13 protein-coding genes and 1 pseudogene are annotated in these 15128 nt (G+C 61.7%); 11 read left to right on the top strand and 3 right to left on the bottom strand.

All coding sequences use genetic code 11. The annotated features are described in order from the left end of the window. Positions 1–14 precede the first annotated feature (14 nt). The 6 genes from DevBK_RS04715 to topA all read left to right on the top strand — a co-directional run bounded on the left by DevBK_RS04715 (position 15) and on the right by topA (position 7772). A complete protein-coding gene (locus DevBK_RS04715; RefSeq protein ID WP_317184631.1) occupies positions 15–980 on the top strand; it encodes an aspartate carbamoyltransferase catalytic subunit in 966 nt (321 codons plus the stop codon). After that, positions 977–2269: a dihydroorotase gene (gene pyrC, locus DevBK_RS04710; RefSeq protein WP_317184630.1), complete on the top strand. Its 1293-nt coding sequence runs from the start codon at positions 977–979 to the stop codon at positions 2267–2269. The genes DevBK_RS04715 and pyrC overlap by 4 nt, the downstream gene beginning before the upstream one ends. Before the next feature lie 186 nt (positions 2270–2455). Beyond that, positions 2456–2956 carry a DUF1993 domain-containing protein gene (locus DevBK_RS04705; RefSeq protein WP_317184629.1) on the top strand — a complete coding sequence of 167 codons (501 nt, stop codon included), beginning with the start codon at positions 2456–2458 and terminating at the stop codon, positions 2954–2956. Between the two features lie 340 nt (positions 2957–3296). Beyond that, complete coding sequence (gene plsY, locus DevBK_RS04700) at positions 3297–3902, top strand: glycerol-3-phosphate 1-O-acyltransferase PlsY (protein ID WP_317184628.1); 606 nt, start codon at positions 3297–3299, stop codon at positions 3900–3902. Positions 3903–3919: 17 nt separating this feature from the next. After that, the gene (gene dprA / locus DevBK_RS04695; protein WP_317185592.1) at positions 3920–5035 is read left to right on the top strand and encodes a DNA-processing protein DprA; all 1116 of its coding nucleotides are present in this window, start codon (positions 3920–3922) and stop codon (positions 5033–5035) included. A 79-nt stretch (positions 5036–5114) separates the two neighbouring features. Further along, a complete protein-coding gene (gene topA / locus DevBK_RS04690; protein WP_317184627.1) occupies positions 5115–7772 on the top strand; it encodes a type I DNA topoisomerase in 2658 nt (885 codons plus the stop codon). A gap of 120 nt (positions 7773–7892) precedes the next feature. Here topA and DevBK_RS04685 read toward each other — a convergent pair whose 3' ends face one another. Further along, positions 7893–8936, bottom strand: a complete 1044-nt coding sequence (locus DevBK_RS04685) for a dipeptidase (RefSeq protein WP_317184626.1) — start codon at positions 8934–8936, stop codon at positions 7893–7895. Between the two features lie 292 nt (positions 8937–9228). Between DevBK_RS04685 and rnr the strand changes: the two genes are divergently transcribed. The 5 genes and pseudogenes from rnr (at position 9229) to rpmG (ending at position 12872) form a co-directional block, all read left to right on the top strand. Beyond that, positions 9229–11505: a ribonuclease R gene (gene rnr / locus DevBK_RS04680; RefSeq protein ID WP_317184625.1), complete on the top strand. Its 2277-nt coding sequence runs from the start codon at positions 9229–9231 to the stop codon at positions 11503–11505. A 4-nt stretch (positions 11506–11509) separates the two neighbouring features. Continuing rightward, positions 11510–11908 (top strand): DUF983 domain-containing protein, encoded by a 399-nt coding sequence (locus DevBK_RS04675; RefSeq protein WP_061911475.1) that lies wholly within the window; start codon positions 11510–11512, stop codon positions 11906–11908. Positions 11909–12019: 111 nt separating this feature from the next. Continuing rightward, positions 12020–12262, top strand: a complete 243-nt coding sequence (locus tag DevBK_RS04670; RefSeq protein ID WP_061911473.1) for a type II toxin-antitoxin system ParD family antitoxin — start codon at positions 12020–12022, stop codon at positions 12260–12262. A 2-nt stretch (positions 12263–12264) separates the two neighbouring features. Further along, positions 12265–12551: pseudogene (locus DevBK_RS04665) on the top strand (type II toxin-antitoxin system RelE/ParE family toxin). Positions 12552–12704: 153 nt separating this feature from the next. Further along, positions 12705–12872: a 50S ribosomal protein L33 gene (rpmG, locus tag DevBK_RS04660; RefSeq protein WP_046104197.1), complete on the top strand. Its 168-nt coding sequence runs from the start codon at positions 12705–12707 to the stop codon at positions 12870–12872. 396 nt (positions 12873–13268) lie between these two features. On the opposite strand, the gene DevBK_RS04655 is transcribed toward rpmG, so the two are convergent. Both DevBK_RS04655 and DevBK_RS04650 read right to left on the bottom strand, forming a co-directional pair. After that, positions 13269–14639 carry a PleD family two-component system response regulator gene (locus tag DevBK_RS04655; protein WP_317184624.1) on the bottom strand — a complete coding sequence of 457 codons (1371 nt, stop codon included), beginning with the start codon at positions 14637–14639 and terminating at the stop codon, positions 13269–13271. A gap of 85 nt (positions 14640–14724) precedes the next feature. Further along, positions 14725–15096: a response regulator gene (locus DevBK_RS04650; protein ID WP_317184623.1), complete on the bottom strand. Its 372-nt coding sequence runs from the start codon at positions 15094–15096 to the stop codon at positions 14725–14727. Positions 15097–15128: the final 32 nt, after the last annotated feature.

Raw genomic sequence — 15128 nt, 5'->3', positions numbered from 1 at the left:
GAAGGGATCCGCGCATGGCCGATACGCCCGCCCGCACCTCCGGCGACTTTCCCCCGTTCCGCCAACGACACCTGATTTCCATTGCTGATCTCAAACAGCACGAAATCATCGATCTTCTGGACCGCGCCGAGCGCATGGTCCCCGTCAGCAGGCAGGAGCGCAAATCGCTCCCCACGCTTTCCGGCAAAACCCAGATCAATCTGTTCTTCGAGCCCTCGACGCGCACGCAGTCATCCTTCGAGATCGCCGGCAAACGCCTCGGCGCGCTCGTCGTCAATATGTCGGTGAAAACCTCGTCGGTCTCCAAGGGCGAAACTCTCGTCGACACCGCCGCGACGCTCAACGCCATGCGCCCCGATGTGCTGGTGGTCCGCCATGGCGCCGCCGGCGCAGTCGAACTGCTCAGCCAAAAAGTCGGCTGCTCGGTCATCAATGCCGGCGACGGCGCCCATGAGCACCCGACCCAGGCGCTCCTCGACGCGTTGACCATCCGCCGCCACAAGGGCCGCATTTCCGGTCTCACCGTCGCCATCTGCGGCGACATCGCCAATTCCCGCGTTGCCCGTTCCAATCTGCTGCTGCTCGGCGCGCTCAATGTCCGCACCCGCGTCATCGCCCCGCGCAATCTTCTTCCCGCTGGCATCGAACACCTGGCCACCGAAGTCTTTACCGACATGGAAAAGGGGTTGCAGGGCGTCGACGTCGTCATGATGCTGCGCCTCCAGCATGAGCGCGCCAGCGGCAAGATGATCCCCTCGGTCCGCGAATATTACCGCTTTTATGGCCTCGACGCCGAAAAGCTCGCCTTCGCCAATCCCGATTCCATCGTCATGCATCCCGGCCCCATGAACCGCGGCGTCGAGATCGATCCGGCCATCGCCGATGGCGCCCGCTCGGTCATCACCGATCAGGTCGAGATGGGCGTCGCCGTCCGCATGGCCGTCCTGGATGCCCTGCTGCCTTCGAGGAACGAAGAATGACCCGGCCCCTCCTCATTGAAAATGCCCGCGTCGTCGACCCCGCCTCGGGCACCGATCAGCGCGGCGCAGTCCTCATCGAAAATGGCCGCATCAGCGATCTCGCCCTCGGCGGTCCCGTCGGCGTCCCCGATGGCGCCGAAGTCGTCAATGCCAATGGCCTCGTCCTCGCCCCCGGCCTCATCGACATGCGGGTCTTTACCGGCGAGCCCGGCTGGGAATATCGCGAAACCCTGGCCTCGGCCGGCGAAGCCGCCGCTGCTGGTGGTGTCACCTCTTTTGTCATGATGCCCGATACCATGCCGGCCGTCGATGATGGCGCCGTCGTGGATTTCCTCGTCCGCCGCGCCAAAGCGACCGCCAAGGTCAACATCCTCCCCGCCGCCGGCATCACCAAGGGTCTCGCCGGCGCCGATCTCACCGAATTCGGCCTCATGCGCGAAGCCGGCGCCGTCTGCCTCACCGATGGCCGCAATTCCATCCAGTCGACCGCGCTTCTGCGCACCGCCATGTCCTATGCCGCCAATTATGACATGACGATCGTCCACCACACGGTCGATATGAGCCTTGCCGGCGAAGGCGTCATGAACGACGGGCTCTTCGCCACGGTCCTGGGTTTGAAGGGCATTCCGCGCGAGGCCGAGACCATCCCGCTGTCGCGCGATCTCCAGCTCGCCGCGCTCACCGGCGTCCGCTACCACGCTGCGCAAATCTCGACGGAACCCTCCGTTGAAACCGTCGCCGCAGCCAAAAAGCGAAACAGGCGCGTTACCGCTGGCGTTTCGATCAACAATCTTTGCCTCAACGAAAACGACATCGGCCGCTACAGGACCTACTTCAAGCTCGGCACCCCGCTCCGCTCCGAAGACGACCGCCGCGCCATCATCGAGGGGCTCCGCTCGGGCGTCATCGACACGATCCATTCCGATCACGATCCGCAGGATAGCGAAGTCAAACGCCAACCCTTCGCCGAAGCCTCCAATGGCGCCATCGGCCTCGAAACCCTCCTCGCCGCCGCCTTGCGCCTCGTCCACTCCGAAGACCTGCCGCTGCTGACGATTCTCAAAGCCATGACCAGCCGCCCTGCCGAAATCCTCGGCCTCGAATCCGGCCGCATCGCCAAGGGCGCTCCGGCGGACCTCATCCTCGTCGATCTCGACTATCCTTGGCAGGTCAGTGAAACCGACCTCCGCTCCCGCTCCCGCAACACCAGCTTCGAAGGCGCAAGGCTCGCCGGCAAAGTGATGCGAACGATCGTCGGCGGCGAAACGGTTTTCGTCCACAAGGACTGAGAGCCTCAGCTTTTCCCTAGCCCTTTGTGGGAGAAAAGCCACCGGACCATTCTTCTCCCCCTCGGGGAGAAGGTGGCGCGCAAGCGCCGGATGAGGGGGATGCTTGGAATGAGCTTAACTTCCTCGACTAAACCGATCCTAACTGCCTCCCATCCATCCCCACTCACGTCTCCATCAGGTACCCAAATGACCCTCTCAATGTACTCCGCCTCCGTGCCGGTCTTCACCCGCATGCTCAAGAACCTGCTCGCCATTTTCGATAAGGCCGAAGCGCACGCCGCGGCAAACAACATCGATCTCCAGACCTATGTCGGCAGCCGCCTCGCCGATGACATGATCCCCTTCAGCGGCCAAATCCAGATCGCCACCGACGGCGCCAAGGGCGTCTCCGCCCGCCTCGCCGGCCAACCGCTCCCAAGCTGGCCAGATGACGAAGTCACCTGGGCCGAGCTTCGCGCCCGCCTGCAAAAGGCGATAGACTATCTCGCCACGCTTTCGCCAGAAGCCTTCACCGGCGCCGACACCCGCACCGTCACTCTCAAGATCGGCGGCAACGACGTCGAATTCGACGGCGAGACTTACCTCCTCAACCGCGGTCTGCCCAATTTCTACTTCCACGTGACGACGGCCTACGACATCCTCCGCCACAAGGGCTTGCCGATCGGCAAGAAAGACTATCTGGGCTAAGTCCAAAACGGCGTTCCTACGTGTTGGCAACATCTGAATACGCCGCTTCTGGACCTCGAAAAGCATCCCAGGCCCCGTTCTTCCCTCGGGCTCGACCCGAGGGCCAGCGCGGGAGCCACAAGCCTCTACGCTGATGCGAGCGACCCTCGGGACAGGCCCGAGGGAAACATGGTGCGTGGCGCGGTAGCATCCCCACCACCGATCCAACACCTCCCCTTCCAAGGGGAGGCCGGGGGGGGGGATGCGAGAGCCACAGCGTCAAGCGCCCCAACAAAATCCCCGTCCCCCACTTGCCCCCCTCCCGCCCGGGCGTTAATCCTTCGCTAATAAGGGAGAAACCATGCCGAACGATTTCATTCCGCTCATTCTGGCGCTCGTTCTGGGCTATCTGTCCGGCTCCATTCCCTTCGGCCTCATTCTGACGCGCGCTGCCGGCCTCGGCGATATCCGCAATATCGGCTCGGGCAATATCGGCGCGACCAATGTGCTGCGCACCGGTAACAAGAAAGTCGCCGCCGCGACCCTTGTTCTCGACGCGCTCAAGGCCGCAATTCCCGTTCTGGTCGCCCGCTACTTCTGGGGCGAAGATGCTGCCATGCTGGCTTCGCTCGGCGCTTTCCTAGGCCATTGCTTCCCGGTCTGGCTCGGTTTCAAGGGCGGCAAGGGCGTCGCGGTGATGATCGGCTCGCTCCTGTCCCTCGCCTGGCCCGTCGGCCTCATCTTCTGCGCCGTCTGGCTCCTCATTGCCTACACGCGCAAAATGTCCTCCCTCGCAGCACTCACGGCCGCCGCAACGGCGCCGATTTTTGCCTATGTCGTCGTGGGCGATCGGCTCGCCGCCACCGTGCTCGTTCTCGCCGTCCTCCTGTTCTTCCAGCACCGCGAAAACATCGCGCGTCTGTTGAAGGGCACCGAGCCAACCATCAGCGGCAAAAAGACGGCCTGATCGTGGAGGGCCGCGTGATGCAGATGCTCACGCCGGCCCAACGCATCGCCTGGCTGCGCCTGGCGCGCAGCGACAATGTCGGCCCCGTCACCTTTCGTCAGATGCTCAATCGCTTCGGTTCGGCCGAAGCTGCTTTGGATGCGCTGCCAAGTCTTCTCCGCAATACGGGGCGCGCCGCCCGCATCACCAGTCTCAGCCAAGCGGAAGATGAAGTCGCCGCCCTCGCCAAATGGGGCGCCCGCATCGTCGCCATTGGCGAGGCCGCCTACCCCACTCATCTCTCCCACATCCACGGCGCCCCACCCGTCATCACCCTTGTCGGTGGCGATCGGCTCGATTGGCACCGCACGGTCGCCATAGTCGGCGCCCGCAATGCCTCTGCCGCCGGCGCCAAGATGACCCGTATCCTCGCGACCGATCTCGGCGAAGCCGGCTACACCGTCGTCTCAGGCCTCGCGCGCGGCATCGACACCGCCGCCCATCGCGCCAGCCTCACCACTGGCACCATTGCCGTCCTTGCCGGTGGCCTCGACCATATCTATCCCGATGAAAACGTGCCCCTCGCCCAATCCATCCTCGATGCAGGCGGCGCGCTGATCACCGAAATGCCGCTCGGCTGGGAGCCGCGTGCCCGCGATTTCCCAAGGCGTAACCGGCTGGTTTCCGGTCTCTCCTTGGGCACGGTCGTCGTCGAAGCTGCAAAGCGCTCCGGGTCATTGATCACCGCTCGCCTCGCCCTCGAGCAAAACCGCGATGTTTTTGCCGTCCCCGGCTCCCCGCTCGATCCGCGCGCCGAGGGTGGCAATCTCCTCATCCAGCAAGGCGCCAAGCTCATCACCTCGGCCGCCGACATTATCGAATCCATTGCCGTCGCCGATCCCGCGCGCAGTCTTCTCTTCGATCCCGCCTGGAGCCCCGACCCCAGCGACACAACCATCGAAGACCAGTCAAACCCTGATGATCGCCATCGCCTCCTCAGCGCGCTCTCGACCACACCCATGGAAATCGACGAGCTGATCGGCCAAACGCTGATCGCCCCGCCCGCCATGCAGGGCCTGCTCCTTGAACTCGATCTCGAAGGCCGTCTCGAATGGTCCGGCGGGCAGCTTGTGGCCCTTCGTCCCAGTGAGTGATGCTGCGCCCCGTTGACACCGCCCCCTCGGTTCACCATGTTGCGCCACCTCAGTCAAAGCGTTGCGGAATGGGTTCTCCATGAAGGTCGTCGTCGTTGAAAGTCCGGCTAAAGCCAAGACAATCAACAAATATTTGGGCAAGGACTATGAAGTCCTGGCCAGCTTCGGCCATATCCGCGATTTGCCGGCCAAGGATGGTTCGGTCCGTCCTGACGAAGATTTCGCCATGTCCTGGGAGGTCGATACGGCCTCAAAAAAGCGTGTGGCCGACATTGCCAATGCACTCAAGGGCGCTGACGGCTTGATCCTCGCGACCGACCCCGATCGCGAAGGCGAAGCCATTTCATGGCATATTCTCGATGTGCTGCGTCAGAAAAAGGCGATCAAGAAGGATACGCCGGTCCAGCGCGTCGTCTTCAACGCCATCACCAAGGATGCCGTGACGACGGCCATGGCCAATCCGCGCGAAGTGGATATGCCGCTGGTCGATGCCTATCTCGCCCGCCGTGCTCTCGATTATCTCGTCGGCTTCACCCTCTCGCCAATCCTCTGGCGGAAGCTTCCCGGCTCCCGTTCGGCCGGTCGCGTGCAGTCCGTCGCCCTCCGCGTCGTGTCCGATCGCGAAGCCGAGATCGAAAAATTCAAGGCCGACGAATATTGGTCCGTCGAAGCGTCACTCGCCCAAAACGGCAAGAGCTTCGTCGCACGGCTGTTCTCCGTCGATGGAAAGAAGACCGACAAGCTCGACATCAAGACCGGCGAAGACGCGGCAGCGCTCAAAAAGCTCATCGAGGGCGGCCAGTTCAACGTCGCCAATGTCGAAAAGAAGCCGACCAAGCGCAATCCCTACGCGCCCTTCACCACCTCGTCTTTGCAGCAGGACGCCTCCTCGCGCCTCGGCCTGTCGCCCAGCCGCACCATGCAGATCGCCCAGCGCCTCTATGAAGACGGCCTCATCACCTATATGCGTACCGACGCCGTGCAGATGGCGCCCGAAGGTATTGCCATGGCCCGCTCGGTCATCGGCAAGCATTATGGCGCCGAATTCCTGCCCGATAAGCCGCGCGTCTACTCCTCCAAGGCCAAGAACGCCCAGGAAGCGCACGAAGCGATCCGCCCGACGGATATGTTCAAGCGCCCGGATGATTTGCATCTCGATGCCGATCAGCAGAAGCTCTATGGCCTGATCTGGCGCCGTACCGTCGCCTCGCAGATGGCCTCGGCCGAGATCGACCGCACGACCGCCGATATCGCCGTCAATGTTCCCGGCCGCACCGTCGCCCTCCGCGCTGTCGGCTCCGTCGTTACCTTCCCAGGCTTCCTCAAGCTCTATGGCGTCGAAGCCAAGAGCGATGAGGACTCGGAGGACGAAGACAGCCGCGAATTGCCGCCCCTCAAGGTGGGTGACAAGCCGACCCTCCAAAAGGTCGAGATCGAGCAGCACTTCACCCAGCCGCCGAGCCGCTATACCGAGGCGAGTCTGATCAAGAAGATGGAAGAGGTTGGCATTGGCCGTCCCTCGACCTATGCCGCCATCGTCACAACCCTTAAGGACCGCAATTATGTGCGTCTCGAGGGCAAGGCGCTCGTCCCCGAGGATCGTGGCCGCATCGTCACCGCCTTCCTCGAAAGCTTCTTCACGCGCTATGTCGAATACGGTTTCACCGCCGGCCTCGAAGAGCAGCTCGACGAAATTTCCGATGGCAAGCTCGATTACAAGCAGGTCCTCCGCGACTTCTGGAAGGACTTCAACGGCAATATCGACGAGATCAAGGACCTCCGCGTCTCCGAAGTTCTCGACGCGCTCAACGATCTTCTCGCGAGCCGCATTTTCCCGCCCAAGGAAGACGGATCGGACCCGCGCCGCTGCCCCACCTGCGGCACAGGCACGCTGTCGCTGAAGTTGGGAAAATTCGGCGCCTTCATCGGCTGCTCCAACTATCCCGAGTGCAAGCACACGACCCAGTTGTCGGACGCCGCCAATGGCCAATCCTCTGAAGCCGCCGCCGGCGATGGCGTTCTCGGCACCGATCCCGAATCGGGCGAGGAAGTGCATTTGAAATCGGGCCGTTTTGGCCCCTATGTTCAGCTTGGCGATGGCAAGGAGCCCAAGCGCTCGTCCCTGCCCAAGGGATGGGAACCGGCCGCACTGACCCTCGAAAAAGCCCTGCAGCTTCTCTCGCTTCCGCGTGAAGTCGGTCTTCACCCTGAATCAGGCCTGCCCATCTCTGCCGGCCTTGGCCGCTATGGCCCCTTCATCCTGCACGATGGCAAATATGCCAATCTGCCCGATGTCGAAGAAGTCTTTACCGTCGGCCTCAACCGCGCCGTCGACCTCCTCGCGCAAAAAGCCGCTGGCGGTTTCAAGCGCGGCGGCACGGCCGTCGCTGCCATCCAGACCTTTGAGCACGACAACGGCCCGATCACCGTCCGCGCCGGCCGCTATGGCCCCTATGTCAATCAGGGCAAGATCAACGCCACGATCCCCAAGGACGTCGCCCCCGAAGCGGTAACCGTCGAACAAGCCGTCGAATGGATCGCCGCCCGCGCCGAAGCCACCGGCACCAAGGTGAAAAAAGCCCCGGCCAAAAAGGCAGCGGCGAAGAAGCCAGCAGCAAAGAAGACTGCAGCGTCGGAAGACAAGTCAGCGGCTAAAAAAGCGCCAGCCAAGAAGCCTGCCGCCAAAAAGGCCCCCGCCAAGAAAAGCACCGTCACCGACGAAGACGTGCCATTCTAACGCGCCCTCACCCAACCTCCCCCTGACAGGGGGAGGAGCCGCTCGGCTGCACTCGGAAATCTTGGCAAACTCAATAAGTCCCTCCCCCTGCCAGGGGGAGGCTAGGTGAGGCTAGCGCCCTTACCCGATCGTCCTCCCCACCACGCCCAACCAATTCTCCAGCGCAATCTTGCGCACCAAACCCTCGCCATAGCCCTTATCCAGCAGTGCCTGCAGCAGCTTCGGCACGCCCGTCACGTCCTTGATCGGCGCCGGCATCGTCGCCCCGTCGAAATCGCTCCCCAGCGCCACGCCGTCCTCGCCCAGCGCCTCGACCAGCGCATCGACATGGCGAACCATCAGTTCGATCTCCATATCCGGCTCCATCTTCCCATCCGGCCGCAGGAACCCAGTCGCATAGTTTAGCCCGACGACTCCGCCGCTCTCCCGGATCGCCGCCAATTGCCAATCAACAAGATTCCGCGTCGATGGACAGATCGCGTGGACATTGGAATGCGTCGCGACGAGCGGCTTGTTCGAGTTCGCCGCCACATCGCGAAAACCCGCGGCGTTGAGGTGGCTGAGATCGATCATGATCCCCATGCGATCACACACCCGCACCAGTTCCTTGCCCGCGTCGCTCAGCCCCGGCCCGATGTCGGGATCGACCCCATGCCGGAACGGCACACCCGTCCCAAAAGCATTGGCCCGGCTCCAGGTAATCCCCAGCGACCGGAACCCCGCCGCGTAAAGCACCTCAAGCGCGTTGAAATCGGTGTCGATCGCCTCGGCGCCCTCATGATGGTAGATCGCTGCCAGCGTCCCCGAAGTCATCGCCGCGCGGATCTCGGCCGCCGTCCGGCAAACCTTTAGCGACCCAGCGCGCTCGAGTTGAAACATCAGTGCCGCCATCGCATTGGTCGAGCGCTGCGCCTCGGCAATATCCAGTTCCGGCGGCAATTGTCCCGCAGACTTCGCTGGCGTTGAAATATCGCTCAGGCTCGCCTTCAGCGGCGGCGGAAACATCGCGAAGAACCCGCCCACCATCCCGGCAGACTTGGCCCGCGGCAAATCGATATGCGCCTCCGCCATCCCGTCGGTGAACAGTTCCACCTTGTTCGGCCGCGGATCATCCACCAGCCGCAACAGCGTATCATTATGGCCGTCGAAAAAAGGAATAGTCATGGAATCGCTTTCTTGTAACTCTCGCATTGAACGGGTGTTAGCCGTGCGGGGCAAGCACCCCCACCTAACCTCCCCCTGCTAGGGGAGGAACCGATCGGGTATGCCGCGATAATCGTGAGCCACCAGCAGATCCCTCGCCCTACCAGGGGGAGGCTAGGTGGGGGTACCGCCCCGGCCATTCGAGCATGGCTCTCATGGCTTCCCCGCCACCAATCGCTCCACTGGAGCGATTTGCCCTGTGGGACGGCGTTGAATTGGCAAAACCCCGCCAATCCCCTACATATCCATCAACATGAAAACCAAAAAACCAAAAAACACGTCCGGCCCCCGTCGCAGCGTTCAGCCGCGCGCTGGTGAATTGCCGACCCGCGAACAACTTCTCGCTGCGCTCGCCCAGGACGCCGATATCAAGGGCAAGCGCGATCTCGCCAAGGTCTTCGGCATTCGCGGCGATATGCGGAAGCCCTTCAAGGCCATGCTGGCCGAGCTGGAAGGCGATGGCGTCATTACGCGCACCCGTAAGGCGCTGCGCCGCACCGCCGCCCTGCCCCACGTCACTGTCCTCGATATCCCGTCCGACGCCGATCCCGATGCGCTCCACGCCTACCCGGCCCAGTGGAATGACGAGGAAGGCGAAAAGCCGCGCGTTGAAGTTCTCGTCGGCAGCGACGCTCGCGTAGCGCCCGCCCCCGGCGACCGCATCCTCGCGCGGATCGATGCCGGCGAAGACGACATCCCGCATTACACCGCCAAGCCGATGAAGGTGCTCGACAAGCCCCGTCGTGGGCAGATCGGCATCGTCCGCATGGACAATGAGGGCGCCCGCCTCATTCCGATCGATCGCAAGCAAAAGGAAATGCGCATCCCGCTTGGCGATCTCGGCGACAGCAAGGACGGCGACCTCGTCGAAGTGGAGGTAAAGCTCTCGGGCCGGCTGATGATTCCGCGCGCTCGGGTCACCAATGTCATCGGCAACCCCGCCTCCGAAGGCGCGGTCTCGATGATCGCCATCCACAATCTCGAAATCCCCTATGTCTTCCCCGCCAGCGTCGTTCGCGAAGCCGAAGAAGCCAAGGAAGCGACCCTGAAAGGCCGCGAGGATTGGCGCGACCTGCCTTTGGTCACCATCGATCCGCCCGACGCCAAGGACCATGACGACGCGGTCCACGCCGCGCCCGACGAAGACCCGAAGAACCCCGGCGGCCACGTGGTCACCGTGGCCATCGCCGACGTCGCCGCCTATGTGCGCCCCGGCACGGCGCTTGATCGCGAAGCCTATCTCCGCGGCAATTCGGTCTATTTCCCCGACCGCGTCGTGCCCATGCTGCCCGAGCGCATTTCCAACGAACTCTGTTCGCTCAAGGAAGGCGAGCCCCGCGCCGCCCTCGCTGTGCGCATGGTGCTCGACGCCGATGGCAACAAGATCAGCCACTCTTTCCATCGCATCCTGATGCGCTCGGCCGCCAAGCTCAGCTACCAGCAGGCGCAAGCCGCAATCGATGGCAATGCCGACGACAAGACCGGCCCGCTGCTCGATCCTATCCTGCGCCCGCTCTGGGCCGCTTATGACGCCATGGCCTCGGCCCGCGACAAGCGTGGTCCGCTCGATCTCGATCTGCCCGAGCGCAAGATCATCCTCGACGAAAAAGGCATGGTCGCCGATATCCGCATCCCCGACCGCCTTGAAGCCCATCGGCTGATCGAAGAAATGATGATCGCGGCCAATGTCGCCGCCGCCGAAACGCTCGAACAGAAGCGCCAGGAACTGCTCTATCGCGTCCACGACGAGCCCTCCTCCGAAAAGCTCCAAAGCCTGCGCGACTTCCTAGGCAGCCTCGATATTTCGGTGAAACAATCCGATTCTGTCCGCGCGTCCGATTTCAACGGCATTCTCAATCAGGCCCGCAAGGCCGGCAATGTTGAACAGGTCAGCGAAATGGTGCTGCGCAGCCAGGCGCAGGCCGAATATTCGGCAGAGAATTACGGCCATTTCGGTCTTAACCTCAACCGCTACGCCCACTTCACCTCGCCCATCCGCCGCTATGCCGATTTGATCGTGCACCGCGCGCTGGTGAAAGCCCTCGGCTTCGGCGGTGATGGCCTCACCGAGCAGGAAGAAACAAAACTTACCGGCATCGCTCAGCACATCTCGGCCACCGAGCGCCGCGCCATGCTGGCCGAACGCGAAACCTCCGATCGCCTCCTCGCGCAATTCCTCGCGCAAAAGATCGGTGCCCGCTTCGAAGGCCGAGTTTCCGGCGTCACCCGCTCGGGCCTCTTCATCCGCCTCCTCGAAACCGGCGCCGATGGCTTCATCCCGGCCTCGACCCTGGGCCAGGACTATTATCGCTATGTCGAAGAGCGGCAGGCCATGGTCGGCGAACGCGGCGGCGAAACTTTTACGCTCGGCGATCGCGTGACCGTGCGTTTACTTGAAGCAGCTCCGGTAGCCGGATCGCTCCGCTTCGAGTTGTTGTCTGAAGGCACCCGCGGCAATCCGCCATCTGGGCGCCGCCCGCAAAAACGCCCATCTAAGAGCTTCGGTCCCAAGGGCCGGAGAAAGAGGTAGTTCCATGCCAGAGAACACCACCACTCTCGAAAATCGCAGTGTCGGCCAGGCCATGTGGCGCGGCGCCCTCTGCCGCTGCCCGCACTGTGGCCAGGGCAAGATGTTCCGCGCCTATCTCAAGGTCGCGGACCAATGCAATGTCTGCGGCGAAGAGCTAAGCCATCATCGCGCCGATGATTTCCCGCCCTATATCGCCATCACCATTGTCGGCCACATCATCATCTTCCTGATGCTGCATATGGACATGACCTACCATGTCCAGCCGATCACCTATCTCCTGACGATGATTCCCCTCTCCATCGTCCTCTGCCTCGCCCTCCTGCCCCCCATCAAGGGCTCGATCGTGGGTCTGCAATGGGCCGCCCGCATGTACGGCTTCGGCGCGCCCAGCCGGGCGGATTGAACACTCCTAGCGAAGCACACCAGAGCTCACCCTGAGCCGGTCGAAGGGCGAGGTCCCACACGCTTTGACAATCTTTGCCAAAAACTGCGATATTCGTTCTTGGAGGCAAATATGGCCACGATGAACGTTTCACTCCCCGGTCCGATGAAAGACTGGGTCGAAGCCCAGGCGCAGACCGGGCGCTATGCCAATGCGAGCGATTATGTCCGCGATCTGATCCGTAAGGATCAGGAACGCAGCGACAAAATCTCAACCATGCAGCGCTATGTCGATGAAGGCCTGGCCAGCGGCGCCGGCACCCTCACGAGAGAGGGCATTTTCGCTGAAGCCAAAAGGCGCGCTGTGGCCGGTTAATCATGGGCTTTCGTCTTACAAGGCAGGCCGAAATCGATTTGGTCGAGATTGCCCAAGCCGGCATACGCCTCTTCGGAGAAAACCAGGCCGCGCGGTACCACAACGAACTGTTTGATCTGTTCGATCTGATTGCCGCCAATCCAAGAATCGCCCCGGAGCGGTCCGAGATTTACCCTCCTGTCCGATCCATCCCTCCAAGGCTCACCTCGTCGTCTATGTCGTGGAAGGTGCCGGAGACATCTTGATTATCCGCGTGCGGCATGGTCACGAAAACTGGCCCGACGCCTGAGGCTAATCCTCGCCGAGACGCAGCAGCGATTCCGAGCGGTCATCTATCCTGCCCCCTCTACCTGCTTGACAATCGGCCGCAAATCCGTAGTTTGCGCCCAAATTCCAGCGCTGCCGTTTCGCAGCGCCCTTTGTTTTATTAAGGACTGCGAAAATGGCAAAAGCCGCCACCATCAAGATCAAGCTCGTGTCGACGGCTGATACCGGCTTCTTCTATGTCACCAAGAAGAACGCACGCACCCAGACCGAAAAGCTTGCATTCAAGAAGTACGACCCGGTCGTCCGCAAGCACGTCGAATTCAAGGAAGCCAAGATCAAGTAATTTGATCTGCCCCTTCCAAGCGTTTGAAGGCCCTGCACATCGTGCGGGGCCTTTTCGCATCTGGACTACCGAAATCTGAGAAAAGCAGAACTCGATGTTAACGGAATGCTAACATCGGGGCGCATAACCATAACCTGTATGAAGAAGAGTGGCTGGTCCGGAGCGGCACGTCGAAGAGGCCACTCTCGCCGCGTCCGGACCAACCGCCCTACGGAACTCAGGAGTTGCGGCGGACCTGAGAAAAGCCGTAGGGATCTCTAAGACTGCTGGGCCGTTAGCCGCTGCTGTCTGAAATTCAACCTACTTTAAGGCCTGAAAAACTCAAGCGGATCCGTCGCTTGCGTAGCGGTAACCTCTTGTTAATTATAACAGATAACCCTAACGCATCGCATTTTATCAAGCGGCGTCAAGGATAACCCGGTTCCGCCCTTCACGCTTGGCACGATAAAGCGCGAGGTCCGCCCGCTTGATCAGGCTTTCCGGCGTATCCGCGAGCGTCTCATTGAACGAAACGCCAACCGATACCGTCACCGTCAACGGCCGCTGCCCTTTGATATCAAAAGACTTTTCGGCAATAGCCTGCCGCACGCGCTCTGCCACCAGCTCGGCGTTCAGCACGTCCGTATCGGGCATCAGCACCACGAATTCCTCGCCGCCAAACCGGCAGGCCAGATCCACCCCGCGGATATTCCGCTTCATCCGCGCCGAGAACTCCTTGAGCACCACGTCACCGGCATCGTGCCCATAGGTGTCGTTGACCGATTTGAAGTGATCGATGTCGAGAATCATCACCGCCAGGTTCTTGTCCTGGCTCTGGGCCTTGCCCAGCAACACATTGAGATGTCTATCGAAATAGCGGCGATTGTAGAGACCGGTCAGGTCATCGGTCACCGCCATGGCGATCGAATGATTGACGCTTTCGCGCAGCTCCATGGCGTAGCGATGCCGCCGGATTTGCGTCCGCACCCGGGCCTTCAGTTCGTTCCGCTCTATGGGCCGGCTGATGAAATCGTTGATCCCCAGATCCAGCGCCCGCACCACCCGCGCCTTGTCGCCGTCATCCGCCATCAGGATGATGGGAATGTTGCGCGAATGGTCGATGGTGCGCACCTGCGAGGCAACCCGCAGCGGGTCGAAATCCCCAAGCGCCATGCTGACGAGAACCAGCTCGTAAGTTGTTCCGGTGACTTGGAAAACCGCGTCTGCGGGCTCGTGCAGAATGTCGACCTTGTGTTCTTCAGAGAGGTAACTCTGCACGCGTTCTGCATGGCGGCGATCACTGTCGATGATCAACACCGATCCGCCGCTCGCCGAAATCGTATCCATCGCCCGCAGCGCATCTTCGATGGCGATCTGCTGGCCGGTCATCGCGCGGGCACGCAATTCGTCAGTCAAGGATTTGAGGCGCGACAGGCTCTTAACGCGCGCCATGAGCTGCGTATCGTCGACCGGCTTGGTCAGAAAGTCGTCTGCCCCCGCCTCGAGCCCCTTCACGCGATCAGAAGGCTGATCGAGCGCGGTGATCATCAGCACCGGCACATGGTGGGTTTTGGGATTGGACTTGAGCCGCCGGCAGACTTCGAACCCGTCCATCACCGGCATCATCACGTCGAGCAGCACGATGTCGATCTCGGCCGTCTCGCAGATTTCGAGCGCCTGAGCCCCGGAAGATGCTGTCAGAACTTCAAAATATTCGGCCGTTAGGCGCGCTTCGAGCAACCGGACATTCGTTGGAATGTCGTCGACAATCAATACGCGCGCCGTCACGTCAGTTCTCCCGCAATCACGCCCCAGTCCGATCGCTTCAAGCGACCGGGCATACCAATCAGATCAGAGACATGCCCCGATCTGGTCAGGCTGGTCCAATGTAGCCAGCAATGGTTTCCAGAAAGTGAGACACGGAGATGGGTTTACTGATGTAACCCTCACAACCGCCTTGCAGAATGCGCTCTTCGTCGCCCTTCATCGCAAAGGCGGTGACGGCAATCACAGGAATATGCGCGAGGTGCTCGTCATCCTTGAGCCACTTGGTCACCACCAACCCCGAAACTTCAGGCAATTGGATATCCATAAGGATCAGGTCGGGCATATGGGCACGAGCCAAATCAAGCGCTTCGAGGCCGTTCCGTGTCTGGATGACGCGATAGCCGCGCGATTCGAGGAGATCGTTGAAGAGCTTCATATTCAGCTCATTGTCTTCCACGATCATGACAGTCTTGGACATTGGTCCTCACTTGCGCGCCTGGCATGCTGGCC

Source organism: Devosia sp. BK (assembly GCF_032907385.1).
Classification (GTDB): Bacteria; Pseudomonadota; Alphaproteobacteria; order Rhizobiales; family Devosiaceae; genus Devosia.
The sequence above is the reverse complement of the archived record's forward strand: the minus strand, read 5'-3'. Positions and strand labels throughout refer to the sequence as shown.

Bases quoted from the DNA above. Each gene is read 5' to 3' on its own strand.
- DevBK_RS04715 (WP_317184631.1), top strand. From the start codon at position 15: ATGGCCGATACGCCCGCCCGCACCTCCGGCGACTTTCCCCCGTTCCGC.
- pyrC (WP_317184630.1), top strand. From the start codon at position 977: ATGACCCGGCCCCTCCTCATTGAAAATGCCCGCGTCGTCGACCCCGCC.
- DevBK_RS04705 (WP_317184629.1), top strand. From the start codon at position 2,456: ATGACCCTCTCAATGTACTCCGCCTCCGTGCCGGTCTTCACCCGCATG.
- plsY (WP_317184628.1), top strand. From the start codon at position 3,297: ATGCCGAACGATTTCATTCCGCTCATTCTGGCGCTCGTTCTGGGCTAT.
- dprA (WP_317185592.1), top strand. From the start codon at position 3,920: ATGCAGATGCTCACGCCGGCCCAACGCATCGCCTGGCTGCGCCTGGCG.
- topA (WP_317184627.1), top strand. From the start codon at position 5,115: ATGAAGGTCGTCGTCGTTGAAAGTCCGGCTAAAGCCAAGACAATCAAC.
- DevBK_RS04685 (WP_317184626.1), bottom strand. From the start codon at position 8,936: ATGACTATTCCTTTTTTCGACGGCCATAATGATACGCTGTTGCGGCTG.
- rnr (WP_317184625.1), top strand. From the start codon at position 9,229: ATGAAAACCAAAAAACCAAAAAACACGTCCGGCCCCCGTCGCAGCGTT.
- DevBK_RS04675 (WP_061911475.1), top strand. From the start codon at position 11,510: ATGCCAGAGAACACCACCACTCTCGAAAATCGCAGTGTCGGCCAGGCC.
- DevBK_RS04670 (WP_061911473.1), top strand. From the start codon at position 12,020: ATGGCCACGATGAACGTTTCACTCCCCGGTCCGATGAAAGACTGGGTC.
- rpmG (WP_046104197.1), top strand. From the start codon at position 12,705: ATGGCAAAAGCCGCCACCATCAAGATCAAGCTCGTGTCGACGGCTGAT.
- DevBK_RS04650 (WP_317184623.1), bottom strand. From the start codon at position 15,096: ATGTCCAAGACTGTCATGATCGTGGAAGACAATGAGCTGAATATGAAG.